The sequence below is a fragment of the Paenibacillus terrigena DSM 21567 genome, assembly GCF_000374845.1.
In the GTDB taxonomy this organism is placed as follows: Bacteria; Bacillota; Bacilli; order Paenibacillales; family Paenibacillaceae; genus Paenibacillus_K; species Paenibacillus_K terrigena.
In genome coordinates this window covers 1,661-26,986 of record NZ_KB895417.1, presented here as the reverse complement: position 1 = coordinate 26,986, position 25,326 = coordinate 1,661, and the positions used below count along the sequence as shown (strand labels likewise).

Sequence of the window (25,326 nt, the reverse complement as noted above, 5' to 3'; positions counted from 1 at the left end):
CACCCTTTCGCTCATCTCAATCGTATACTCCGTCATTGTAATCCTCCGATAGACCTGCTCACCACTAGAATGGTGACTTCCTTTTGCAACAATGGTGACATGTTGTAACGGCCATCGATTGTTGTATTGACAGCGGTTACGCGACTCATTATGCTATAGGCGAAATAGATTACATCCAGATTACGGAAACACGAAAACACTTACAGTAGAAGCGAAGCTACACGAATCTCTATTCATCAAAACAATAAAAGGAGGCCAATTGCCATGTTAAACTATCAAGTCGTTCGTACGAATGAATGGTTGTTCTCGGATAGTGAAGTATCGAGCGATGGAACCCGCAGCATTTCCCTGATAGCTGCGCGCGGGAGCCGTGCCAGCTGCCAGATTCTCATCAATCACGTACCTGCGGAGACAGAGATTCGTTGGATCTATAGACCGTCGTCTCAGGCTGGACTCGATGTGGAACTCTACCAAATGATCGATGTCCTCGTGAACGAGAATACAGGTCCGGATGTCTCAACAGTACCGGTGGGCACCCCTGCGGATTACGCGACTCGCCTCGCTCCGTTCCGCGTCTATGATGCGCTGCAGCCTGTCGGTCCTGCGTTCTCGTCACGGTCGGCTACGGAAGTGCTTTATGTTAGCTGGGACATTCCTCTATCGCTAACAGCAGCGGACTATTCGGGTGTAATAGAATTGTGGATTGGCGATGAACGGCTCACGATTCCCGTGACGCTTCAGGTTGTTCATGCGAGCGTTCCCGTGCAAGCTACACTCGCAACGACGAATTGGATGTCAATCCATAATATCGCGAAGAAGCATCAGCTCGAATTATGGTCAGAGCCCTTCTGGGCGATGGTTCGCAAGTACGGAGAAGCCATGCGCAGAGCCAAGCAGACCCACTTCCTCGTGGGCCTCGAATTCATTCAAATTCATGCCGCAGATAGACAATATACCTTCGATTTCTCACGTGCTGAGCGGTTGATCCGCCTGTTCCTCGAGCTTGGATTCACAGGCATCGAGGGCGGACATGTCGCCGGACGGACAGATTGGAATGCGCCGAATTTCGTCTTGTCCTATGACAACAAGATCGACGCGACGGGAACCGAAGGATTCGCCTACCTCGCGCAGTTCTTGACAGCATGGTATCAATTCCTAAGCGAGCATGGCTGGTTGGGGCTGACCATCCAGCATATCGCGGATGAGCCGATCGAAGAATCCGCTGCCGATTTCCGGATATTGTCCGGCATCGTACGCAAGTTCATGCCAGGGGTCCCGCTGATTGAAGCGATGATCTATCCGGCGATCGAAGGCTCCATGGATATTTGGGTGCCGACGAATGAGGGCTTTGATAAGCACCGCGAACACTTCGAACGCGTTCAGAAGCTAGGCGATACCGTCTGGTTCTACACCTGCTGGAATCCAGGCGGCAACTATTTGAACCGCTTCATGGACCTGCATCTCTTGAAGACGCGCTATCTGCACTGGGGGAATTACAAGTATGGCCTAACAGGCTATCTCCATTGGGGCTTCAATCAATATTTGGGTGACCAAGACCCGTATGAATTGACTTGTCCATTCCTTGCGCCGAGCGTCCATTCGCGCCGCGTCCCTGCAGGGGATACGCATATTGTCTATCCTGGTGCAGACGGGCCGCTGCTCAGTATGCGTCTCGAAGCGATGCGATCGGGTGTTGAAGATTATGAGTTGCTCCAGCAGCTTGCGGCATATAACCGCGAGGCGGCCGATGAAATCTTGAACACCTGCATGACCAGCTTCACGGAAGTGAATACCGATTTGTTCGTGTTCGATGAGGCCTATCGGAAACTCCTCGAGACACTGTCCTCCTATATTCAGCAGGATTCTAATGTGGAGGAGCGAGTGTAATGCGCAAACAACTCAAGTTCCGCGAGGACGGGACTTTCAAAATTGTACAGTTCACAGATACCGAGTTCTGTAATGGCGGTGAAGACGAGATCAAAATGGAAGCCATGATGCGGCGGGTATTAGCAGATGAACAGCCGGATCTGGTCGTCTATACCGGTGATGTCATTGCAAGCGGAGGATGTGCGGATGTCGCTCAAGCTTTTCGCAATGCTGCAGCCATTCCCGAGGAGATGGAGATTCCGTGGGCAGCTGTGTTCGGCAACCATGATTCCGAAGCCGCGAATGTGACGCGCGAGCAGCTCCATGCGCTGCAATTGACACATAAATATTGTTACGCCAAGCCAGATCCGCCGAATGTGCACGGCGTAGGCAATTATGTCCTGACGGTTCACGATGATACCCAGCAGCCTGCTGCTGCGCTGTATTTTCTCGATTCCGGCAGTTATTCGCCGCTCGAGTATTCGCGCCTTGGCTTCTACGATTGGATTCGCCGCAGCCAGATAGACTGGTACACGAACGAATCGTATCGTTTAACCGCTCAGCATGGCGGCGAACCGCTGCCGTCACTCGGATTCTTCCACATCCCGCTTCCGGAGTACAACGACGTGTGGGACTTCTCGGTATGTTACGGCCAGAAGCTGGAAAAAGACATCTGTGCGCCATGGATCAATACGGGCTTCTTCGCCGCAATGATCGAGATGGGTGATATCATGGGTACGTTCGTCGGCCATGACCACGCCAATGATTTCTGGGGGACGCTGCACGGCATCCGGCTCTGTTATGGTCGTACTTCACGCTACGCCGATCTGGATCAACCATTCTTGACCGGTGTGAGGGTGATTCAATTGACTGCTGGAGCGCGTGCGTTCGATACGTGGCTGCATTTGGAGGATGGCTCGATTGTACGCAATCAGCCTGCACATCAACCGGAAGGACGCCAGGTACAAATCGGAACGAAATAACAACAGAGATCGAAGAACCCCACGTGATCGTGAAGTTCTTCGGTCTTTTTGGTGCGCTTGACAATTCCATCCAATCGTCCTATGATCTTTTTATGAATATAAAATAAAATTATTCACAGAATCATAATTTGAGGTGAAATTCCATCTATGCCTAAAAAATTCAATGATCAAGAAAAAGAGCTCATCCAACAGAAGCTGCTCAAGGCAGGGCAAACCAGCTTCCAAACCTTAGGTCTCAAAAAAACAAGTGTTGAAGATTTAACGAAGGCATCCGGGATTGCTCAGGGATCTTTTTATCTATTCTATAAATCCAAAGAAGAGCTCTGCTATGAGATTCTGCTGATGGAAGAAGCCACGATTCGAGAACAGCTGCTTCAATCGATCGCTTCGAATCCTGCGGTAACCAAAGAGAGTATTCGCGACTTTATGTTAGACGGATTTCGCCTCATGAGCGAGAACCCGCTCATTCGCCAAATGTATCTCGAAGGAGAATTCGAATACCTCATCCGCAAGCTGCCGCATGAACTGCTCGAGCAGAACTATCGCGATGATCAAGATGCGATGATGCCCGTCGTTCAGAAATGGCAGGATAGCGGCATTCTAACGGATGTAGAGCCTGAACTCATCGTCAGCATGTTCCGGGCGATTGTTCTCTTATCCCTGCATAAGAAGGAAATCGGCGAGCACAGCTATACCCCCACCATTGAGCTTCTTGTGGACGTATTAGCGGAAGGCATGGTTGCGAGACGTGCAAGAAAGGACGGATCACAAGATGATTGACGTCGAACAATTGGAATACAGCTATCCGGGGACCAGCAAAAAGACCCTGCAAGGCATCGATTTTTCGATTGCCCGTGGTGAAGTTTTCGGATTTCTCGGGCCTTCCGGGGCGGGCAAGAGCACAACCCAGAAAATATTAATCGGCGCGCTGCGCAACTACACAGGGAGCGTGCGAATCCAAGGTCAAGAAATACGTCATCTAGGTTCCGATTATTATGAGCGGATCGGCGTCGCTTTCGAATTCCCTAATTTCTACAGTAAATTTACAGCACTTGAGAATCTGAAGCTGTTCCAATCGTTGTACCGAGCATCCAAAGACGATCCGATGGATTTACTGGGTAAAGTTGGACTCGATCAGGCTGCCCATATGAAGGTGTCCCAATTCTCGAAAGGCATGAAAATGCGGCTGAACTTCTGCCGTTCCATTCTCCATCATCCCGATATCCTATTCCTTGATGAACCGACTTCGGGGCTCGATCCGCTCAATGCCAAGATCATGAAAGACCTGATCCTAGAGCAGAAGGCTGCTGGGACTACGGTGCTGATCACGACGCATAACATGCATGCGGCCGAAGAACTATGTGATCGAGTGGCTTTTATCGTGGATGGACAAATTCCGCTCATTGATTCGCCGCGAGCTTTGAAACTTCATCATGGGCAGCAGCGGGTTCGGCTCGAATACACGTCTTCAGAAGAGAAACATATCGAGGAATTCCCGACCCATAATCTAGGGAATAATGAACGATTCCTACAGTTGATTCGACAGCATCCCATTGAGACGCTGCATTCCCTGGAAGCAACACTCGATCAGATCTTCATTGATGTGACTGGGAGAACATTGGTATGAGATGGGGCAACGCACTTGCACATGATATTCGGTTCCAATGGCGGCACGGGTTCTATGGGGTATACATTCTCATTTGCCTTCTTTACCTGCTACTGTTGCATTTCGTTCCTGCAGATAACCAAGCATCCATCGTGGTTCTGCTCACCTTCTCGGATCCAAGCGCAGTCGGTTTGATTCTAGCTGGGGGCATCATTTTACTGGAAAAGGATCAAGGCATACACCACCATCTCTTCGCCACCCCACTGCGGCTGCAGGAATATTTGATTGCCAAAGCCCTGTCCATCTCGGTCTTATCGGCCAGCGCCGCATGGGTGATTCACGGCTTCTCGATCGGTGTACCCGCGTCACCAATCCTATTCACGCTAAGTATTCTACTCTCATCCAGCTTCTTCACCTTCTTATCCATCGGCGTCGTCTCGCGTGCTCGATCCATTAATGGGTTTATCCTGCTCTCGCAAGTCTATGTCCTGCCATTTGCATTGCCGCTGCTCTATTTCTTCGGCATCGGCCGAGAGATCTTGTACTTGATCTTCCCGACGCACGGATCGCTTCTTCTGCTTCAATCGGCGCTCAGGCCGCTATCATGGCGGGAGATCGTCTATGCCCTAGCCATTCTGATCGTATGGAATGGGATCGCCTTCCTCTGGGCGCAGCGATCCTTCGAACGCCGGATTTTGCTAAGAATAGGCGAAAGGAGGGATAGACGATGAGGAACTATTATCCGCTGCTCGTTCAGGATACCCGGCAGACGTTCAAGGACCCGATGCTGATGGCTAGTCTATTCGGCCCCCTTGCCGTCATCTTATTCGCTCGATTTGGCTATCTCCCGTTATCAGAGTGGATTGAGCTGAACTATGACTTTCGCTTAACGGACTATACCGAATTCATTGCGACATTCCTGGTCGTCGCCATTCCGCTCTTGCCCGGCACGATGGCAGGGCTGCTCATGCTCGATGAACGCGATGAGAACATGATCAGTTACTATGCCGTAACGCCGCTTGCCCGCCAAGGCTACTTCATCTATCGCTTATTCCTGCCCAGCCTATTGGCATTTGCGTTGACGGCATCCTTCTATCTATTCTCCAGCCTCGCAGACAAGGGACTAGGCAGTGTATTCGCTCTGATCCTGCTTACCCTTGAGGCGCCATGCCTTACGTTATTCCTCGCCGCCTTTGCTGCGAATAAAGTGGAAGGGCTGGCACTCTCCAAGCTGTGCGGGCTGTTATTCGCCGGACCTGTCGTGGTCTCGTTCGTTCCACTCCCGTGGCAGTACGCTGCCGCGTGGCTACCGACATTCTGGCCAGCCAAAGCGCTGCTCACAGACCTCGCAGGCGAACCCGTTCGATCCACGATCATCTTCGTCATCGGGCTGGCGCTGCATCTGATCCTCCTACAAGGCTTAGTTCGCGCCTTCCTGCGACGAATAGATTAAGCTGCATACAGAAAACGACCGCTCCCTTGATCCAAGGAGCGGTCGTCTGCTTATTCGTCCCATTGTACACGCTGCAATAATCGATATCTCATCAGCGCCAGTATAAACTCCTCGTAGAAGTCCTGCCGCACAATGAATTGGTACTCGTGATTTTTGTACACATAAGAATACACATCACTCAATATCTCATTCTGCTCGAATCGTTGTTGAACCCGTCTGATCGCCGCATCAATCGCATCGCCGCCTAAGGCCCGAATGCGGAATTCCATATCCTGTTCATTTGCACTCTCACGAATCTCAATGATGCTCGAATCGTACGTATAGGTTAACACATCGAATCCGTCCTTTCGCTACATTAAATATCTGACGTATAAGTAAATACTCGATAGCACAATCGATAGAATCATCAGCGGGAAGCCGATCTTCAAATATTTCATGAATGAAATTGGATAACCTTCTTTGCCTGCAAGCCCTGCCACGATTAGATTGGCGCTAGCACCGACCAATGTACCATTCCCGCCGAGGCAAGCTCCGAGCGCTAGACTCCACCATAACGGCTCCAGATTCGTAATCCCCATTGTCCCCATATCTTGAATCATCGGAATCATCGTGGCGACGAATGGGATATTATCGAGGAAGGCCGATGCGATGGCGCTTAACCATAAGATGAGCATTGATGTCATCAACGGGTCTCCTCCGGTCAGTTCAATCGCTTGCTCCGCTAACTTCGCAATCACCCCTGTCTCGACAAGGCCAGATACAAGCACGAACAATCCGATGAAGAAGAACAGTGTCGTCCATTCCACATGCTGCAAGGCTTCTTCGAGCATATGCTCGCCCGTGATCAAGAGGAGCAAGAACGCCCCGGCCAAGGCAACCGTCGCGGATTCCAGATGAACCAGCTGATGCAGGAAGAATCCAATAATCGTCAACCCAAGAACCGTCAGACATTTATAGAGCAGCTTCCGGTCCGTAATCATGGTCCGTTCATCCATCTCCATAATGCGCTGCTGAAGTTCAGGCGTTGATTGAATCTTCTTCCCGAACATCCATAGGAAGATGGGCAGATAAGCAACTAAAATGATGATGGCAATCGGTGCTAAGTTGCTGATAAACGAGACGAACGTTAACTCCTTCACCGCACTCCCGATCATGATATTCGGTGGATCCCCGATGAGCGTAGCCGTCCCCCCTACGTTCGACGCAATAATCTGCGTGATGAGGAACGGAAGCGGATTGATCCGAAGCTGTCTTGTAATGCTAAGCGTCACAGGAACCATGAGCAATACGGTTGTGACGTTATCAAGGAAAGCGGAACTCACCGCCGTAATCACGGCGAGCGCAATCATAATTCGTTTCGGTTTCCCTTTGGAGACTTTGGCCGCCTTGAGTGCAATATACTTGAACAGCCCTGTCTTCGACGTAATACCGACGATAATCATCATACCCACCAATAACCCCAGTGTGTTGAAATCAATATGATGGATCGCCGTATCCTGGTCCACAATCCCGAGCGTGATCATGAGGATGGCCCCAATCATCGCCAAGATCGTACGATGAATTTTCTCGGAAATAATAAGTGCATAAATCACTAGGAAAATACCGATAGCCCAAATCGCTTGTTGCTCCATGTCTTTCTTTTCCCCCTATCCATGATTATGTTTTACATAATTTACCATTCTATGCACACAAAAAGAGCCTGTTGGTGACAGGCTCCTCCGAACATTCCTATGTGCAATTTAAGTCTTTAGATTTATTAAATATACATGGTTTCGATTCACGTGTAAAGAATTTCCCAAAGATTCGGACATAAGCATCATTCACGCACGAAACAATATACCCCATTTATTTTCCCCTTGGCTTGGCCTGAACTCCCTAACTTCAACGCATCCCGAACTGGCTTGGCTGGGCGATTCACCAAGGTAATGCCGATCCCTGTGCAGAGCCCTCCCGCAATGACATACCAATGAATCGTCTCGCCTAGAATGAGTGCTCCCGACAGTATACCGAACAGCGGGACAAGGAACATAAACGTGCTTGCCTTCGAAGGGCTGTAATGCTTGAGCACGTAGAACCAGGGCAAGAACTGAAAGATCGAGCTGAAGCAGATCATCCAGATCAGCACGGTCAGGGTTAACCCCCATGAGTTACCGTTGCTCGTAAGGTGCAGGTAAGGCTGTTCAAGAGTCAGACTAGCCAATAAGAGTACGATCCCTGCGAACAGCATTTGATAGGCCGTTAATACCCAGGTGTCCATCGCTTTGCTCCATCGAGACGCTACTAATGTGCCGAAGCCCCAGAACACCCCGGCGAGCAGTGCATAAATCGTCCCTTCATTCATCTGCATGTTGAAGTTCTGTGTAACGATGACGCCCATAAACCCGATGACAACTCCCGCCCATTGCACCACCCGATAACGTGCTCCGAAGAAGAGAAACGCGAACAGAATCGTCCAAATCGGGTTCGTCGACGACAGAATCGCCGATGTGCTCGCGGAAATCGTGTGCAGACTGAGATAAATAAACGTCATGACCAAGATCGTCTGGAAGAGACTTACCCCTGCCACTTGCAGCCATTGCTTCGCGGCCCGCGGATGTCTCCGGCGAATGACGAAGGGCAGCAAGAGTAGACCCGAACCAATGAACCGGATCGCGAGCAGGAGGAACGGAGAAGCTACATGCAGTCCCAGCTTCGCCATCGTATAATTCAATCCGCCGACCACCGTAGTTAGTAGAATACATATCGCAATCAATCCTTTATTCATTAACACTCCTCATTTCTGTTCCATCATTTTTCTTGATTTTACAAGCGAAGAACCATCATATAAAATGAAAATAAAAGATGTTAAAAAGCACTTTTTCTGATGGATGAGGAGAGATCAGACAGATGGAGAGCGGAGATTTGCGAATATTTCAAGCTGTAGCACGCGAAGGAACGATTACGAAAGCCGCCAGTTCACTCGGCTATGTGCAATCGAACGTTACCGCCCGCATTCAACAGCTGGAACAGGAATTGAATACGTCCTTATTCCATCGGAGCAAGCGCGGGATGATCTTAACAACAGCTGGCCAGACCTTGCTGGGCCACGCTGACAAAATTCTATCGCTGCTCGATGTGGCACATAAACAAATGTTAGATAACGATATTCCGAGCGGCTCGCTGAAGCTGGGTTCCATTACGACGGCAGCTGCCGTCCATTTGCCTTCCCTGATGCTGAACTACCGCAGGCAATACCCGGATGTGAAGCTATCGCTGCTTAGCTCGAATACGAATGATCTGATCGAGAAGGTCCTTCGCTATGAGCTGGATGGAGCCTTCGTGAACGGACCCTTGCCCCATGCCGAGCTGGAACAAATCCCGGTTTTCCCCGAGGAGCTTGTCCTCATCTCCGAGCCAGGCGCTAACAAACTTAGCGATGTGCTGATGGAGCCCATGCTATTCTTCAGCGTGGGTTGTTATCATCGCGGTACGATGGAGAGTTGGCTGCGGGAGGAAGGGCTCCCTGTACCCGAGATCATGGAATTTGGAACCTTGGAGGCGATTCTTGGCGGCGTAGCTGCAGGCCTCGGCACAACCATCGTCCCTCGATCTGTCATTCGTCGCAAGGAAATGGAAGGCTCGGTGCATGTCCATCCCCTTCCCGATCATTACCGCCATGTGACCGTACAGTTCATCTATCGACGGGATCATTTCAAGACAAGCGCGTTCCATAAATTTATCGAATTATTGCAGCAAAAAGCCTGAAGACTCATATGATAAGTTTCTTCAGGCTTTTTTACATGGCACCGTAATGATCACCCGTGCGCCGCCTTCGACACGGTTTCCTGCTTCGATACGCCCTCTGTGCTTCGCAATAAGCAACTGTGCTGTATACAATCCAAGCCCGGAATGACCTTTGTCTAGAGATCTAGATGGATCGCCCGAGTAGAATTTATCGAACATCCGCTGCAAATCGAGAGCGCTGAACCCCTTCCCCGTATCCTTCATGTCAAAGGTAATCTGCGTCTCTTCTACGATGACCGTCCACTCGATCCTTCCCTCCGCTGGCGTAAATCGTAAGCTATTGGTAATCACGTTATCGATTACTTGCTCCAACCGTGATGTATCCAGAAGGAACTGCTGTTCTTGATCGCATCGCCTATTCACATAAGAGAAGTCAAAAGCAATCCCCTTCTCACGGCATAACAATGCGTATTCTTCTTTTTTCCGCTCAGAGAAGGCGAGTAAATCTGCTCTCATATACTGGAGGACAAAATCAGGCGTATCGATTTTATTCAGGAACAGCAATTCCGTCAGCATTTTGTCCGCACGCTGCGTACTGTTCTGAATGGTTAACAAGTACTTCTCCAGCCGTTCGGGACGGCGTGCACCGCTCTCGACTAAATTATCTACATGACCTTGAATGATCGTCAGCGGCGTCCGCAAATCATGGGCAATCGCAGAGATCATGTCGCGTCTCTCCTGCTCCAGCTTCCACTCCCGCTTCAAGGATTGCTCCAGCGCGATCCGCATCTCTTCGAAGGCATCGGAGAGCTCGATCAGCTCCTTCGACCCACCCGCTCCTGCGACGGAGAAATTCAAGTCATTCTGCTGGATTCGTCTAGCTCCCCCGATGATCCGTGCGATCGACGGCTCGAGCCGTTTGCCCAATTTTCTCGCGAAAATAAAGGAGAACAAGACGATGAAGAAGAACGGTGCGATCAAACTGCTCAAAATAAGCATAACGAGCAGCCCGTTTCCAGGGTTATTCGCGGACACACTCAGACTGTACCGCAGCACCAGCATCCCCTTTAATTTTTTCTGCGAATCAAGAATCGGGTGGTAGTTAATATATTTCCCGCCCTGTTTCTCGTTCTTGTTCAGCTTGCTTAGCACGTCCTCCGGGCTGTTGACGAAGGTCTGCCCCTCCCAGCCGTAGACGATTTGCCCCTTCAGATCCACGATTTGATACTGCATACCTTTCGTCGGAATAACATGTTCCAGCGCATTCTGCATCGAGGGAGATAATAAGGCGTCTTTTTGCTGATCCACATAACCTAGAATCTGGGGAATTTGCTGCTCATAATAATTGGCTGGTAGAATGCTCTTGTCCGTTTGATTAATCAATACATAAAGCGTACTGCCCCATACCAGCATCGAGCCGATGAAGCTATAGAATAGGACGAGTGTAAATGCGCCCATAAACTGCCTGCGCAGCGGTTTTCGACTTGCCTTTACTTCCTTTCGAATTTGTATCCTACCCCCCATACCGTCGTAACAAAGGTCTTCTCCGGTGCTGCGCACGCCAGCTTCGCCCGGATATTTTTGATATGTTCGGTGATTGTGGCTGCGTCTCCCTCCGCATCGAATCCCCAGATCTTCTCATAGATTTGTTCCCGCGAGAATACTTGATTCGGATGCATGAAGAGGAGTCGGAACAATTCGAACTCCCGGCTGGTCAGCGGAATCGGGAGGTTCTGATAAAATACCTGCTGGCTGTCCAGATCCATCGTGAGATCGCCCTGATGCAGCAGCTTCGGCTGATGATCAAGATGGCTCCGCTGCTCCCGGCGAAGATGCGCTCTTATTCTCGCCTTCAATTCTTGCATGCTAAAAGGCTTCACGATATAGTCATCGCCACCGACGGCGAGTCCTTGGATCCGATCCGCTTCATTGGAGCGCGCGCTTAAGAACAGAATCGGACACGAGACCCGGTCACGTATCGCTTGGCATACTTCGAGCCCATCGAGATGCGGCATCATAATATCCAGGATGATCAAGTCAGGCGTCTCTCCCAGTCGATCGAACACTTCCTTGCCATCATAAGCCACCGATACCTCATACCCATCATCCTGCAGCGCATCGCGCATAAATTCGACGATTTCTCGCTCATCATCGGCGATTAATATCTTTTCTCTCATCTCTTGGATTTCCTTTCTCGTCTATCAATCTAGCAGCTTTATCCCCTCATTGTACCTTCTTGCGTGGCAAAAATCCCCCTGCAGCGTAACACACGGTGTTCACGACAGGGGGAACAAATAAATTTTCAGGTATAGCCGGGTTAGAACTTCGTTGTCGGTTCTTTGACTTTATCGAAGACGATGATCCCGTCATATTGCTCTTTCGGAATGAAGCGCATCGACATCGGCATAATGATCTCGGACGTCATGCCATCCTCGGCTGCATAGATCGGCTTGAACATCCAAGCGTTATTTTGGTTCGGAGACTTGTGCTTGGATAGATCCGCAAACGCAATCTTATAACCGCTCTGCATCATCAGCTGTTCCAGACTCCCCTTCGGCATCGGCTGAATATCGAAGGTCTTCTGTGTCGTAATTGTACTCGCCTTACCGCTGTTCATGTACAGACCCATCACATAGACCTTATCCTTCAGCTTCTTATGCAGCAATTCTCCCATACTCGTAAAGCTGTTGATCCATTTCCCTTGTTCTTTCGTTTCGATTTTGGACGTATTCTTCGCCAGATGATCGTTATGCGCCCATAAAATCACTTTTTTGCCGGGATACATCACCTTCATTAACCACTCCACGTTGTCAGCCATGATCCGATCGCGGAATTCATAGCTTTCCTTCGTATCGTACATCCCCATCTCGATGAATTTGACCCGATCTTCCAACGTCTTGACAGCGATATCCACCATATGCGGGTTCGCAGGGTAGGCCGCCGCAAGTTGTTCTTTGTTCTCTTGGATGAACTGGATCAACGCCTTGTATTTCGGTTCGTACGCATCCTTCACCTTCTTGATTTCTGCCTTCGCCTCCGGATGACTATCGTCCATGCCATATTCGTTGAGCACCTTATAGAAATCCGTCATCGCTTGCATTTCGAAGTTGAAATAATTCTCGCCCTGAACCTTGTCTACCTTGGCAATCCAACCAGCAATAAATTGCGTTAAGTATCCTGATGTGAACTGCATGTCATAACCTGCTAGATATAAGGGATCGTTCGTCCCCTGCTTCTTCTTGATGTAATCGAATAAATTCAGCGTCTCCTTGGAATGCCAGATGGGAAAAATGGAACGCTCCATCATTTGTTGCGATGTCCATGTTCCTGCATTCTCATACGTCATGAAGGAATCCCCAAGGCCTGACTCAAATGCAATCACGTCAAAATCCAGCTCTTCGTGTAAATATTTGATCAACCTTGTCTTCATGCTGCTGTATTCTGCGACACGGTGGAAGTTCTCGCCAAGGCTAACGACCGTCTTATCTTTCAAGATCGGCTTCAGAAACGCTAAATCTTTATAGTCCGATGACGTCAAAGATTTAATCTCTTGGATATTCTCCTTCGACCCCGTATTCTTCTGCGCGGCCGCCGAGGCGCCCACTGGCGATAGTAATAGTGAAAATGCTAGGCCCAGGGCCATGATACCTGTTAATCGTTTCGTTGCTTGCATGTTGAATGTTCTCCTCCTTCGAAATCCGTTATTACGTCGTTCTCTTACCACGCAGAGACATCGTAACAGGAACTTCTAAGGAATCTATAAAGATAAGAGAATCATTCTTCAATGCGCGTGACATACCCGCTTCTTCACGAATCTCACTGCCATATATAAGACGAGCAGGATCATCCCGATATTGATCGCATAATCCGCTAGATTGAGAATACCTCTCCCCGATCGAGACATGATAAAATCCGTGACCTGACCAAACACCAGTCGATCAATCCCGTTGCCAACCGCACCGCCGACCAAGAAACCAGCGATCATATCCGCCAATCGACCTTTCCAGGCACCCATGCTGCGATAATAGAACACACCGATGACGAACAAGATGGCGATCACCCCGAATAACCACGCGTAACCTTGGAATAAACTGAATGCCATCCCGCTATTCTCATAATGCGTAATCTCCCATCGTCCGAAGAACAAGCTATCTCCGATATCCAGGTTCATCCGAATCCAAATTTTCGAGACCTGATCGATCAAGATGACGACCATCGCGATCATATAAAACCACATGAAGCCACCCTCTTTCTTCTCAGCCTATAAACAACCATGTAACTGCCTTGTGCTCATCATACTACAAAACATGTGGCATCGAAAAATAAAGGCACGCCCGAAGGGCGTGCCTTATTCCTGTTCTATGATTACTCATCTTCCTTGAAAATCGGACGAATGACGAACTCGCATGTGAATTCCTTCTCATCAAGTCGATATTGCTTCATCAGCTCCGGCCCACAAGACCTTGATCCCACACCGCTTACTTTATAATCCAGATGAACCGTCGTCTCTTCGCGCCGTACAAGATCATACGTATGACGCGCAGCCGTCAGATCCGCTGGCGTGTAATGGGAGGCATTGAAGGAGAACGGCTCTGCGGAGGCAAAATGTAGCCCCATCCCCAGTTCATTCGACACCGCTGCCCATTCGGTGCCGTAACGTGATCCATGCTCTTGCGGCATGACATAGGCCTCATACATGTCATCCACCGTAAGCAGATATTTCCCTTTGCGTACGCTCTGACGCTTATCGATATAGCTCTCATGCGGTCCATGACCGAAGTATTCGACTTCTTCCGAGCCTGCTGGCATCGTCAGTTCTAGTCCGAAGCGAGGCAAGAACGGCAGCTCTTCGCGAACCTTCACCTTCACCGCCACGGTTACTTCACCTGTACCCTCTACCGTCCACAGCGCTTCTCCATGGAGGAATGGCGTACGAATAAATGCGCCTAGCGAGAAGGATACTCGCACGGTCACTTGTGATGGCTCCGGTTGTTCCCATGTGCTGCTGTATACCTTCATCTGCACCTTATCGAAGCCTTCACGGATCCATTCATGGCGCGGATCGTTGTCTATAGGTGCTCTCCAGAGATTATACTGCATAGGCTTCGATAGCAGCTTCGCGCCATGCTTGCTCATTGACTGCATTACGCCAGCTTCAAGATCGAAGCCATGCTCGAAATGAAGGCCGCGGATGGACAAGCATCCTTCTTCCTCGATGACGGTGATCGGACCCGATTGATGCGCCGGCAGCATTACAGCTGGAGCAGACGTATCGCTGAACGCGAAGGATTCAAAGGTCACCTCATAGCCCATCGGCGCCCATGCATTCTCTTGGTTCTGCCAGACGGACACGGATAGATATGTCCCGCGATCCGCATGCTCCGGCATCATGTAAGGGAGCTGCACGTCAACGGTCGTCTGCGGAGCAGCCTCCAACTGCCAGATCTGGCCTTGCTCTAAGACGCGGCCTTCTTGTTCGACTTTCCAATGCAGCGCAAGATGCGATAGGCCCATGAAATCATACCGGTTCGTAATCTTCAGCATCCCTTTGGCTACATCGACGGCTTCAATCGATACGGGCGCAAGAACCTGCTTCAATTCCAGCAGCCCCGTATGCGGCTTGCGATCTGGGGTTACCAAGCCATCGATGCAGAAGTTGCCGTCATTCGGTCGATCTCCGAAATCACCGCCATAAGCATAATACGGCTGTCCATCCGGCGTCACTGCCGCAATCCCATGATCACACCATTCCCAGACGCAGCCACCCATCAGCTTTGGATATTGATAAATCAAGTTCCAGTAATCCTTCAAATCGCCCGGCCCGTTGCCCATCGCGTGCGAGTATTCACAGAGGAAGAACGGTTTTGTCTTCGTCTCATCGAGCGCATACGCTTCCGTATCCTGAATTGAAGGATACATGACGCTCTTCACGTCCAGGCATTCAACACTCGTATGGTGATCCCCGAATGGAGCCTCCCCTTCATAATGGACGAGGCGCGATGCATCCCTTGCCTTCGCCCATTCTGCCATTGCAACGTGATTCACGCCATACCCGGATTCGTTCCCGAGGGACCACATAATGATCGATGGATGGTTCTTATCCCGCTCCACCATGCGAACAACGCGATCCACATATGCATCTCTCCATGCGGGGTCAGCCGACAACCAATGTGGTTTGCCTACGGCGCCCACCCCATGGGCTTCAAGATCCGCTTCATCCACGACGTAGAATCCATATTGATCACAGAGCTCGAGGAATCGCGGGTCATTCGGATAATGCGACGTTCGAATCGTATTCACGTTATGCTGCTTCATCAGCTTCAAATCTTGAATCATATGGTTGATTGGAATGGTCTGTCCCAGCTTCGGATGCGAATCGTGGCGATTCACCCCTTTGAGCTTGATCGCTTGGCCATTGACCATGAAGATGCCGTCACGAATTTCAACGTTACGGAAGCCAACGCGAATAAGGATTGTCTCCGTTCCATCTTGGATATACAACTCATAGAGATGCGGCTGTTCCGCGTTCCAGAGCGTCGGATGTGCTACTTCCAGTGCCAATGTTCCTTGCCCGTTCATATTCGACTCGCCGGAAGCGACAAGTGCACCGCTTGCATCCTGCAATTGCGCACGGACCACGGCGTCTCCCGTCGTCTCCATTTCAATGCGAAGTGTGGCATGCGAGAAATCGGATGAGAGATCCGTATTCACGAAAACATCGCGAATGTGCGTCTTCTCTCGAGACAATAGATACACATCCCGATAAATTCCTGAATAACGCCATGCATCTTGATCCTCTAGGTATGTACCGTCACACCATTTCAAGACGAGCAATGTCATACGGTTCTGACCCGGTCTCACGTATTCCGTCAAATCGAATTCCGCTGGAATACGGCTGCCTTGGCTGTAACCTACGAACGCGCCGTTCACCCACAGATAGAAGCAAGAGTTAACACCCTCGAATACGACATACGTCTCCTTCTGTTCCCACTGTGTTGGCAATTGGAAATCTCGTACGTAGACTCCTGCCGGATTCTGATCTGGTACAAAGGGTGGGTCACATGGGATCGGATAATTTACGTTCGTATAATGCATCTGATCGTAACCGTTCGTCTGCCAGCAAGAGGGGACGATGAGATCATCCATCCCGTTCACATCAACATCCGTCGCATAGAACGCACCGTTCACATCATGAACGCTGCGATAATATTGAAATTTCCAGCTTCCATTCAAAGTTTGATAGAAAGCGGAATGTCCGCGTTTTCCTTGCTTGGCGCCATCTGTATCGGGGTAAGGGATATAATGAGCCCGGGCAGGCTGCCGGTTGATCTGCAATACATCAAGGTTTTCCCAGTATTTTGTAAGCGATGTCATAAGAGCACTCCTTCGATTCGATTTGCTCTTATTATAGAGGTGAGGTACCATCAATTCATAGGAACCAAAACAGACAAAACATCGTACAAAATGGACATAACAATAACCCTATAAGGAGGAATCCCATGCAAACACTGCCTTTACGCAGCAACATGCGACGGGACATTGAATTCGATATCCCCTTTTCCGTCTATACAATCGGCACAGATATTCAAATTCCGATTACACGGCTTAGTGGATTCTCTGCCAAACAAATTCTATTCACCTTCTCAGGCTCCGGCCGTTTCCGTAGACTCGGACAGGACAAATGGGACATTCTTGATCCCGGTTCTTGTCTGTACATTCCGGAAGGCTTGCCGCATGAGTATGTATCCCTGAAGGGAGAAACTTGGCATGTTGGGTATGTGACTTTCGTAGAGCGACGCGAGGGGATGCTGGCAAGCTGGGGGTTCGGGGCGTCACCTACCTATTCCCGTCTAGCGGATATCGCCACGATTTTCCCATTGATTGAGCAAATCTGGGCAAACTCTGGCACGCATGAAGATCCATGGTTAACGACGGAGGTATTATTCTCGCTCTTCCTGGAGATCAAACGGCAGAACCAATTGTTCCAGGTCGGCGATACGCCGATGTTCCACAGCAGACTGAATCGCTATCGGGAATCTGCCGTCGAGAGCGCCGTGCGATTTCTGCATGACCACTTGAACCGTTCCATTACGATGACGCAGCTGGCAGCCCATGTTGGCTACTCACAAAAACAGCTCACCCGCTTATTTCGCGATGAGCTGGGTCAGACGCCCTTGCAATATTTGCAGCATATTCGAATGCAGACGGCACTAACCTTATTAAATGAGCACACAGATATTACGATTCGCCAAGCAGCGGCCTATGTCGGAATGGAGCCCACCTATTTTACGAGGCTCCATCGCCGCATGTATGGCTACGTCCCGTCGCAACGCTAGGATCATTTCGGAAGCCAGACTTGAAACGTCGTACGTTCGGAATCGCTGCTGACGTGGATCTCTCCTTCATGGAGATCCATAATACTTTTGGCAATCGCAAGCCCAAGGCCTGAACCCCCGGAATATTCGGACCTAGACTTCTCCACCCGATAGAATCGATCAAAAATATGAGGAAGATCAATCGCGGGAATCCCTTCGCCGTAATTCGTAATTTCGACGATGACGGATCGTTCCGTATCCCGCAGGAGAATATCCACGTACTTGCCTTCTTTACCATAATTCAGCGCATTGGAGATGAGATTCTCGAATACACGGACAAGCTTCCGTCCATCGGCCGGGACGATCGGATGTACCACTTCATATTGCTGCCGGCATTCCATCCCTGCCTGCTTGAGCTGAGGATCGAACTGAACGACCAGTTGATCGAGCATTTCGGCCAAATTGATCGGTTCTTTATTCAGGATCATCCCTTTATTCTGCATACGCGTAAACTCGAACAAATCATTGATTAGCTCGTGCAGACGTTTTGCTTTCTCATGCACAATTTGGGTGTAATATCGAAGTTCCACCTCATCCCGATATTTATCGCCGTTAATTAAATTGAGATAACCAAGAATCGACGTCAGAGGGGTACGCAAATCATGGGAGACGTTGGTTACGAGATCATTTTTGATTTTCTCAGCCATCCGTTCTTCTTCCATAGACTTCTGCGCTTGAACGACAATGTTGTTAATGCTCATGGCTAGATCACCCAGCTCATACGAATCCACAACTTCTACCTGCTTATGAAAATTACCTGCGGCGATATGACGGATCTCCCCGATCATATGATGGATTCGCATCGTAATATATCGTTTTTTCTCATGGCGGTAACATAGGAATAAACAGAATCCGATGAGGAGAATGAGGACAAGCATGAAAATAAAACTCCTCGGAACAAAGCGCAGGAACACATCCGCAACACCTTGAAAGACACCCAAATGATTATAGATATAGTATAAGAAATAGTATAGGGCACCCGCAAAGAACAACGAACTGACTACATAAAACAGTATTCTATAAATGGACATATTCCGTAGGACGGCTATTGGACTACTTCTCAATTTTATAACCTACTCCCCATACGGTCTGGATGAATGTCTCGCCAGGCGCAGCCGCTTCCAGCTTATCGCGAAGGTTGCTGATATGTACCATCACCGTTTTGTTCGAACCTACCCCTAATTCATCCCACACGCGTTCAAAAATTTCTTCGGAACTAAACACACGGCCCGGATTGCTCGCGAGCAAATACAGAATATCGAACTCGAGCGACGTTAACTTCACAATCTTCCCTTCTACGCTTACCGTATGACTTTCCTTGTTAATCTCGAGCGACTGAATCTGAATCGCGCTGCCTTCGATCTGCGCAGATTGTTGGTAATTGGCTCGCCGCAGCAACGCCTTCACACGCGCTGTTAATTCGAGCGGATTGAACGGCTTAATCATATAATCATCCGCACCGGTCATAAGACCAAGAATTTTATCCATATCCTCCACCTTCGCGCTGAGCATCAGGATCGGGATATTACTCTTCTTGCGCACCTGTCTGCACACTTCCATCCCATCCATTTTGGGCATCATAATATCAAGGATTAAGAATTGAAACGTCACGCTCTCCATTTTCTTCATGGCCTCTACGCCGTCATGCGCTTTATGAATGGTAAAGCCTTCGTTGCGAAGGTACACTTCGATGAGCTCTGCAATTTCTTTGTCGTCATCGACGATTAATACGGTTGTACTCATACCCATTGCTCCTTTATCGCTTTGACTTTTACTAGTATGGAACGAATAGTTGGGATATAGACGGAGTCGAATCCCAAGGCCATTAACTTCTGGGTCTCTACGAATCGCGTATCCGAATCGTTCGTTCCCATGACGACCGAGATGAGCCGACGCCCATCGCGTGATGCTGTCCCTGTGAAGCAATAACCTGCCTTATTCGTATAGCCTGTTTTCAACCCATCCATTCCTTCGACCGTTAATTCCGGCTTCAACAGCATGTGATTGGTGCTCTGAACTTTCTCTCTGCTAAATTTTAATGTGTACGCGGGTAGGCTCGTTGTCTTGAGCACCTCCGGGTAATCACGCAGCAATGCCTGGGCCAACTTCCCAAGATCCTTGGCCGTCATCTGGGAAGCTTGGTCCCCTTCCGTTAATCCCGTTGCATTGATGAAATAAGAATTCTCTAGCCCCAACTCAAGCCCTTTTTCATTCATTCGTGCAGCAAAATTAGCCTCAGACCCTGCAATATGCTCAGCTAACGCGACGGCCGCATTATTCGCTGAAGCAATTAACATGGCGGCATACAAATCCCGCACGGTCACGCGATCTCCAACCCTTAGATCAATTTTTACCCCGTCGGTAATCGCCGCATCAGAGCTGATCGAAACCTCATCGTTCCAACTTATCTTCCCTTGATGTAATTGTTCAAGTACCAGATATTCCGTCATCATCTTCGACATGCTCGCTGCCGGGAGCGACATGTCCGCATTTTTCTCATACAGAACTTCACCTGTCTTCGCATTGATTAGCAATGCGGCTTGTGCTTCTATAGTAGGTTCTACGATATGTTTAAGGAACAGTACGGTACAAATGGCCGAAACGACGGATATTCCTGTGATCACTCTAGTTTTAATCATTTTCATGCACTCCTATCTAACAGATTACTGCTAGTATAAAGAGCGGATTCTAAGAGAACAGAAAGAAAAGATTAAGAATTTCTAAGGAATTGTTCAAAGTTGCATTTACACGCATTTCCCCTTCATTCTATCATGTACCCATCCTCCATGCCGCCAAAACGATGGAACCATTTAACACATGCAAAAACCCACCTTGTGAACGGTGGGTTCATGATTCCTTACTGCTAGTGACAGTGTCACCCCTGCTGAACATGCACACGAGGAACGCGTGCCGAAATACTGCATACCAGTTCATTGGTGATTGTTCCAGCTAATTCCGCTAGAGAGGATAGCGTTACCGTATTTCCCTGATCCTCTCCCACGAGAACGACCGCGTCGCCAAGACGGACATCATCTATGTCCGTGACATCCACCATAAGCTGGTCCATGCACACCTTGCCAATTTGCTCAGCATATTGTCCATGAATAAGGACTTGTGAGCCTTTCCCCGACACACTTCGCGGATACCCATCCGCATAGCCAATCGGTATCGTCGCAATCTTCATATCCCGTTGTGCTACATAATCCCGTCCATACCCGATCTCAGCTCCCTTAAGAACATGCTTTACCATTACAATGGTGGCCTTGAGCTGCATCACAGGCTTTAACTGGAGGTCTTGACTCATTTCTCCAGAAGGAACACCAAATAGCAGCATTCCCGGACGAACCAAGTCATAGTGGAAATCCGGATAATTTACGATCCCAGCACTGTTCTGGATATGGGTCATCCCTACGGGATACTCTCGCAGCTGGTACAAGCACGTATCGAATCGATCCGCTTGCATCCGCGTATAGGCCTCATCTTTAGGATTCAACTGATCCGCAACAGAGAAATGGGTGAACACCCCTTGAACATGTAACCCTGGATACGCAAATAAGGCCTTCACCGCATCCATGTCGTCATAAGCGAATCCAATCCGGTACATACCTGTATCTATTTTAATATGAATCGGAAACCGAATTTGATGATCCAGCCCGTATTGATTCAGCTGTTCAGCATACTCTGGTGAAAATACCGTCTGCGTAATCTGGTAGGCTGCCAGCTGTTCGAATCCTTCCTGTGGCGTAGCACCAAGAATCAAGATCTCACCTCTAATGCCGTACTGCCTTAGGGAGATCGCTTCATCCAGATTGGATACCGCGAACCTCGCCACACCTAATTCCGTCAGCAATTGAGCGGTTCGCCTTGCCCCATGCCCATAGGCATCCCCCTTCACAACAGCCATGATCTGTGTCTTCGCCGGGAGGATGGACCGGATTTGTTCCAGATTATAAGCGATATGATCTAGATTAATTTCAGCCCAAGCTCGTCTTTGCAGCATAACGTTTCCTCCTGACCCATAGATGTGATAAGGCGAATGATAGGATGAAGATGACGAAAAAATATAATAGACTACTCGCTTTTAAAATCGGAAGCTGAAGAGATAGGACCCTGACGGCGAGGATCACCGCAGGGTGGATCAAATACAATACCATGCTGATCTCAGAAGCATATCGATAGAATGATTTTTCTCGAATATCGAGCCTCAGCAGGTAAATGAATCCCAAACTTACCACTGGGACGAGCATGAGATACATACTGTCATGATGCGGCCACCCTAAGATCCGAAGCAACGCTGCTTCGAAGACCATCCACCCGAATGCGAAAAGAAGACCGAACTCACAGAGTGCATCTGACAGCCTCCATTGTGGTAATTCCTTGGCAATCAAGGCGCCTAGCGCAACGAAAGGGAGCCCGAAAAAGAGCCCATTTCGACTATACTCAAATACAGCCAGATACCCATTAACGATGTCTTTCAGCACTGGAGCTTGGACGGCTAGTCCATAATAGGAATCAGCTAACAAGCCTATCGTATAAAGAAGGATTGAAATCGCTGCGATCCATCGAAGCTGCATCCTCTGCTGTAAGAAATAGACGATGGCAATGGCGCACATAAGAGCGGGTAGGAACCATAAATGATAATAGGTACCAATGAAGATCACTTGCTTGATATAGTGCAGAAGCCATTCCTTCGTAAAGCCTTCGTTCATCCAGACATACATATTCACCGGAAGGTAAATGGCACTCCACAGCACGTAGGTGACTCCGAGCTTCTTCATATACTGCTTGAATTGCGACATCGATCTTGATTTCACGAAAAAATAATAACCCGCAGTCATAAAGAAAAAGGGAACCGCCACCCGTGCGATCACCCTCGTTAGAATAAAATTACCTGTATCGGAATACGATTCCAGCGGGTCCGTATGGATACAAATCACCAAAAAGGCCATGATAAGCTTGGTAAGATCGAGTGCATGGTCTCGTTGCTTGGTCATTTCCTACGACTCCCTTGCCAGCTCGATCAACCGATCAATCAATTCGCTATAGGATAGGCCTGCAGCTGCAATCATGGCAGGGTAACGACTAGACGCGGTGAACCCCGGCATTGAATTAATCTCATTAAATATAATTTCGCCTGCTGGCGTGATGAAGAAATCTACACGTGCTAGTCCTCTGCAGCCTAAGACGCGGTATACTTCCATACCACGCTGCTTCACCGCTTCGAGCACTTCCGGATGAACTCTAGCGGGTACATGCTGCTTGATCTCTCCAAGCAGATACTTATCGTCATAATCCAGGAAATCGCGACTAGGCTCAATCTCCCCAATCACACCCGTGGACAATTCCTCATTGCCATAGACCGCACAGCCCACTTCAATCCCTCGAACTTCCTTCTCGATAATGACTTTACGATCGAACGTAAATGCATATTGGACCGCCCGATCCAATGCTTCTGCATCACGCACCTTCGTTATGCCGACCGAGGAACCGGAGCTCGAAGGCTTCACGAATACCGGGTAACCGAAGTTCTCATGGATGTACATATCGATACGCTTCGCATCATATGTAGCCTGCGTGACATACATATACTCTGTCGTAACGATTCCCGCACTCTTGACGAGATCTTGCGTGAATGCCTTGTCCATTGAGACCGCAGACGAAGCCGTATCACACCCTACATAGGGGATCCCTGATAATTGAAGTAAGCCTTGAACTGTACCGTCTTCGCCGTTCTTGCCATGTAAGACAGGGAACACGCAATCGACATGAACATGTTCATATTGCCCGTTATCGTCTAATAACAGAATCCCTGGTCGGGTCGGATCAACGAGAATGCTAGCCGGACGACATGTCGTATGTTGATGCCAGCTGCCATCCCGAATCTGATCGATGCCACCGATATAATGAAGCCATTTGCCCTCCTCTGTAATGCCGATACACATCACTTCATACTTGTCATGCGGTATATGTTCAATCACTGCCGCTGCAGATTGTAATGACACCTGATGTTCTGTGGACATGCCACCAAATAAAACTACTACCTTCGCTCGCTCCATTTTCATCTCTCCCATTCTTTTTCTTGTTCGTATCGATAGTATAAAGAACGGAAACTAAGAGAAAAGAAAGAAAAGGTAAAGTTTTTCATAAGAAATAACGTTGAGGATAACGAAAAAAACTTGCAGCCTTCTCTGTGTTAGAGCGGAGCTGCAAGCTTGGATGATGTTAGGTGATGATTTAAGCTGGGGCAGGTCGTAGGCCGAGTGGTGCTTCGAAAGGTAACGAACACTAGTAACCTTATTGGTGGTAATGACGTACAAAATGACCTATTCATGGTCCAATAGGGTGTCTGGAATTCGTTAGCTGCGATAACAAAAAAAGCTCTAACGACATTTCATGTCATTAAAGCTTTATCTTATAAATAAATGGTCGGGATGACACGATTTGAACATGCGACCCCCTGGTCCCAAACCAGGTGCTCTACCAAGCTGAGCTACATCCCGACAAAAAAGAAATGGCGCGCCCTAAGAGATTCGAACTCCTGGCCTTTTGATTCGTAGTCAAACGCTCTATCCAGCTGAGCTAAGGGCGCATATAAAATTGTAATGGAGCGGACGACGGGAATCGAACCCGCGACCCTCGCCTTGGCAAGGCGATGCTCTACCGCTGAGCCACGTCCGCATATGAAGTTGATCAAGAATAAAAATGGCGGAGCTGACGGGATTCGAACCCGCGGTCTCCTGCGTGACAGGCAGGCATGTTAGGCCTCTACACCACAGCTCCACAGTATAAACTCGGTAATAATTTGGTTGCGGGGACAGGATTTGAACCTGTGACCTTCGGGTTATGAGCCCGACGAGCTACCGAACTGCTCCACCCCGCGATAATCTTCATGGTGACCCGTAGGGGATTCGAACCCCTGTTACCTCCGTGAAAGGGAGGTGTCTTAACCCCTTGACCAACGGGCCATGTCTAACTTTCGTTATGTGAACCATCTGATGGGCAAAAAAAAACCACAAAAGTGGTATCCGCTTGGCATCGTCCTACTCTCCCAGGACCCTGCGGTCCAAGTACCATCGGCGCTAGAGGGCTTAACGGTCGTGTTCGGGATGGGTACGCGTGGAACCCCTCCGCCATCGACACCAAACGGATTATGTTCAGAGTTTGATCTCTGAAAACCGGATGCGAAATAAATTTGCGTTTTATGTTTAGGATAAGCCCTCGACCGATTAGTATTGGTCAGCTCCACACATTGCTGTGCTTCCACCTCCAACCTATCAACCTCGTCGTCTTCAAGGGGTCTTACTAATTGGGAAATCTCAT

The 25,326-nt window shown here is 49.1% G+C and carries 22 protein-coding genes, 6 tRNA genes and 1 rRNA gene; 8 read left to right on the top strand and 21 right to left on the bottom strand.

Annotation, left to right across the window (positions count from 1 at the left end; genetic code table 11):
* The first annotated feature begins 264 nt into the window (after positions 1-264).
* The 6 genes from C558_RS0116305 to C558_RS0116280 all read left to right on the top strand — a co-directional run bounded on the left by C558_RS0116305 (position 265) and on the right by C558_RS0116280 (position 5,908).
* Complete coding sequence (locus C558_RS0116305) at positions 265-1,887, top strand: DUF4091 domain-containing protein (RefSeq protein WP_018757353.1); 1,623 nt, start codon at positions 265-267, stop codon at positions 1,885-1,887.
* Positions 1,887-2,849, top strand: a complete 963-nt coding sequence (locus C558_RS0116300) for a metallophosphoesterase family protein (protein ID WP_018757352.1) — start codon at positions 1,887-1,889, stop codon at positions 2,847-2,849. Before C558_RS0116305 ends, C558_RS0116300 begins: the two co-directional genes overlap by 1 nt.
* 147 nt (positions 2,850-2,996) lie before the next feature.
* The gene (locus tag C558_RS0116295) at positions 2,997-3,629 is read left to right on the top strand and encodes a TetR/AcrR family transcriptional regulator (protein WP_018757351.1); all 633 of its coding nucleotides are present in this window, start codon (positions 2,997-2,999) and stop codon (positions 3,627-3,629) included.
* On the top strand, positions 3,622-4,476 hold the full coding sequence (locus C558_RS0116290; protein ID WP_018757350.1) for an ABC transporter ATP-binding protein: 855 nt from the start codon (positions 3,622-3,624) through the stop codon (positions 4,474-4,476). Before C558_RS0116295 ends, C558_RS0116290 begins: the two co-directional genes overlap by 8 nt.
* Positions 4,473-5,186: an ABC transporter permease gene (locus C558_RS0116285; protein WP_018757349.1), complete on the top strand. Its 714-nt coding sequence runs from the start codon at positions 4,473-4,475 to the stop codon at positions 5,184-5,186. The genes C558_RS0116290 and C558_RS0116285 overlap by 4 nt, the downstream gene beginning before the upstream one ends.
* Positions 5,183-5,908 (top strand): ABC transporter permease, encoded by a 726-nt coding sequence (locus C558_RS0116280; protein ID WP_018757348.1) that lies wholly within the window; start codon positions 5,183-5,185, stop codon positions 5,906-5,908. Before C558_RS0116285 ends, C558_RS0116280 begins: the two co-directional genes overlap by 4 nt.
* A 50-nt stretch (positions 5,909-5,958) precedes the next feature.
* On the opposite strand, the gene C558_RS0116275 is transcribed toward C558_RS0116280, so the two are convergent.
* The 3 genes from C558_RS0116275 to C558_RS0116265 all read right to left on the bottom strand — a co-directional run bounded on the left by C558_RS0116275 (position 5,959) and on the right by C558_RS0116265 (position 8,672).
* Positions 5,959-6,240: a hypothetical protein gene (locus tag C558_RS0116275; RefSeq protein WP_018757347.1), complete on the bottom strand. Its 282-nt coding sequence runs from the start codon at positions 6,238-6,240 to the stop codon at positions 5,959-5,961.
* 18 nt (positions 6,241-6,258) lie between these two features.
* Positions 6,259-7,539 (bottom strand): ArsB/NhaD family transporter, encoded by a 1,281-nt coding sequence (locus tag C558_RS0116270; RefSeq protein WP_018757346.1) that lies wholly within the window; start codon positions 7,537-7,539, stop codon positions 6,259-6,261.
* Between the two features lie 185 nt (positions 7,540-7,724).
* Complete coding sequence (locus C558_RS0116265) at positions 7,725-8,672, bottom strand: DMT family transporter (protein WP_018757345.1); 948 nt, start codon at positions 8,670-8,672, stop codon at positions 7,725-7,727.
* A 122-nt stretch (positions 8,673-8,794) separates the two neighbouring features.
* Here C558_RS0116265 and C558_RS0116260 point away from each other — a divergent pair, with 122 nt between their 5' ends.
* Entirely contained in the window at positions 8,795-9,652 is an 858-nt protein-coding gene (locus C558_RS0116260; protein WP_018757344.1) for a LysR family transcriptional regulator, read from the top strand.
* Between the two features lie 21 nt (positions 9,653-9,673).
* On the opposite strand, the gene C558_RS0116255 is transcribed toward C558_RS0116260, so the two are convergent.
* The 5 genes from C558_RS0116255 to C558_RS0116235 form a co-directional block, all read right to left on the bottom strand.
* The gene (locus C558_RS0116255) at positions 9,674-11,155 is read right to left on the bottom strand and encodes a sensor histidine kinase (RefSeq protein WP_156826153.1); all 1,482 of its coding nucleotides are present in this window, start codon (positions 11,153-11,155) and stop codon (positions 9,674-9,676) included.
* Complete coding sequence (locus tag C558_RS0116250) at positions 11,122-11,808, bottom strand: response regulator transcription factor (RefSeq protein ID WP_018757342.1); 687 nt, start codon at positions 11,806-11,808, stop codon at positions 11,122-11,124. The genes C558_RS0116255 and C558_RS0116250 overlap by 34 nt, the downstream gene beginning before the upstream one ends.
* A gap of 140 nt (positions 11,809-11,948) precedes the next feature.
* Complete coding sequence (locus tag C558_RS0116245; RefSeq protein WP_018757341.1) at positions 11,949-13,304, bottom strand: erythromycin esterase family protein; 1,356 nt, start codon at positions 13,302-13,304, stop codon at positions 11,949-11,951.
* 108 nt (positions 13,305-13,412) lie between these two features.
* Positions 13,413-13,868 (bottom strand): signal peptidase II, encoded by a 456-nt coding sequence (gene lspA / locus C558_RS0116240; RefSeq protein ID WP_018757340.1) that lies wholly within the window; start codon positions 13,866-13,868, stop codon positions 13,413-13,415.
* Between the two features lie 128 nt (positions 13,869-13,996).
* On the bottom strand, positions 13,997-17,005 hold the full coding sequence (locus C558_RS0116235; protein WP_018757339.1) for a glycoside hydrolase family 2 TIM barrel-domain containing protein: 3,009 nt from the start codon (positions 17,003-17,005) through the stop codon (positions 13,997-13,999).
* Between the two features lie 125 nt (positions 17,006-17,130).
* Here C558_RS0116235 and C558_RS0116230 point away from each other — a divergent pair, with 125 nt between their 5' ends.
* The gene (locus C558_RS0116230; protein WP_018757338.1) at positions 17,131-17,967 is read left to right on the top strand and encodes a helix-turn-helix domain-containing protein; all 837 of its coding nucleotides are present in this window, start codon (positions 17,131-17,133) and stop codon (positions 17,965-17,967) included.
* Positions 17,968-17,969: 2 nt separating this feature from the next.
* Here C558_RS0116230 and C558_RS0116225 read toward each other — a convergent pair whose 3' ends face one another.
* The 13 genes from C558_RS0116225 to rrf form a co-directional block, all read right to left on the bottom strand.
* Positions 17,970-18,884 carry a HAMP domain-containing sensor histidine kinase gene (locus tag C558_RS0116225; protein ID WP_018757337.1) on the bottom strand — a complete coding sequence of 305 codons (915 nt, stop codon included), beginning with the start codon at positions 18,882-18,884 and terminating at the stop codon, positions 17,970-17,972.
* A 175-nt stretch (positions 18,885-19,059) separates the two neighbouring features.
* Positions 19,060-19,749 (bottom strand): response regulator transcription factor, encoded by a 690-nt coding sequence (locus C558_RS0116220; protein ID WP_018757336.1) that lies wholly within the window; start codon positions 19,747-19,749, stop codon positions 19,060-19,062.
* A complete protein-coding gene (locus tag C558_RS31215; RefSeq protein WP_018757335.1) occupies positions 19,746-20,645 on the bottom strand; it encodes a D-alanyl-D-alanine carboxypeptidase family protein in 900 nt (299 codons plus the stop codon). Before C558_RS31215 ends, C558_RS0116220 begins: the two co-directional genes overlap by 4 nt.
* Before the next feature lie 236 nt (positions 20,646-20,881).
* On the bottom strand, positions 20,882-22,006 hold the full coding sequence (alr, locus tag C558_RS0116210; RefSeq protein ID WP_018757334.1) for an alanine racemase: 1,125 nt from the start codon (positions 22,004-22,006) through the stop codon (positions 20,882-20,884).
* Entirely contained in the window at positions 21,981-23,000 is a 1,020-nt protein-coding gene (locus tag C558_RS0116205) for an acyltransferase family protein (protein WP_018757333.1), read from the bottom strand. The genes alr and C558_RS0116205 overlap by 26 nt, the downstream gene beginning before the upstream one ends.
* Before the next feature lie 3 nt (positions 23,001-23,003).
* Positions 23,004-24,062 (bottom strand): D-alanine--D-alanine ligase family protein, encoded by a 1,059-nt coding sequence (locus tag C558_RS0116200; RefSeq protein ID WP_018757332.1) that lies wholly within the window; start codon positions 24,060-24,062, stop codon positions 23,004-23,006.
* A gap of 367 nt (positions 24,063-24,429) precedes the next feature.
* Positions 24,430-24,506, bottom strand: a tRNA-Pro gene (locus C558_RS0116195).
* A gap of 12 nt (positions 24,507-24,518) precedes the next feature.
* Positions 24,519-24,595: transfer RNA gene (locus tag C558_RS0116190), tRNA-Arg, on the bottom strand.
* A 14-nt stretch (positions 24,596-24,609) separates the two neighbouring features.
* Positions 24,610-24,684: transfer RNA gene (locus tag C558_RS0116185), tRNA-Gly, on the bottom strand.
* Positions 24,685-24,709: 25 nt separating this feature from the next.
* A tRNA-Asp gene (locus C558_RS0116180) sits at positions 24,710-24,786 on the bottom strand.
* A gap of 23 nt (positions 24,787-24,809) precedes the next feature.
* A tRNA-Met gene (locus tag C558_RS0116175) sits at positions 24,810-24,886 on the bottom strand.
* A gap of 10 nt (positions 24,887-24,896) precedes the next feature.
* Positions 24,897-24,971 (bottom strand) — tRNA-Glu (locus tag C558_RS0116170).
* A 62-nt stretch (positions 24,972-25,033) separates the two neighbouring features.
* Positions 25,034-25,150: ribosomal RNA gene (gene rrf, locus C558_RS0116165) — 5S ribosomal RNA — on the bottom strand.
* Positions 25,151-25,326: the final 176 nt, after the last annotated feature.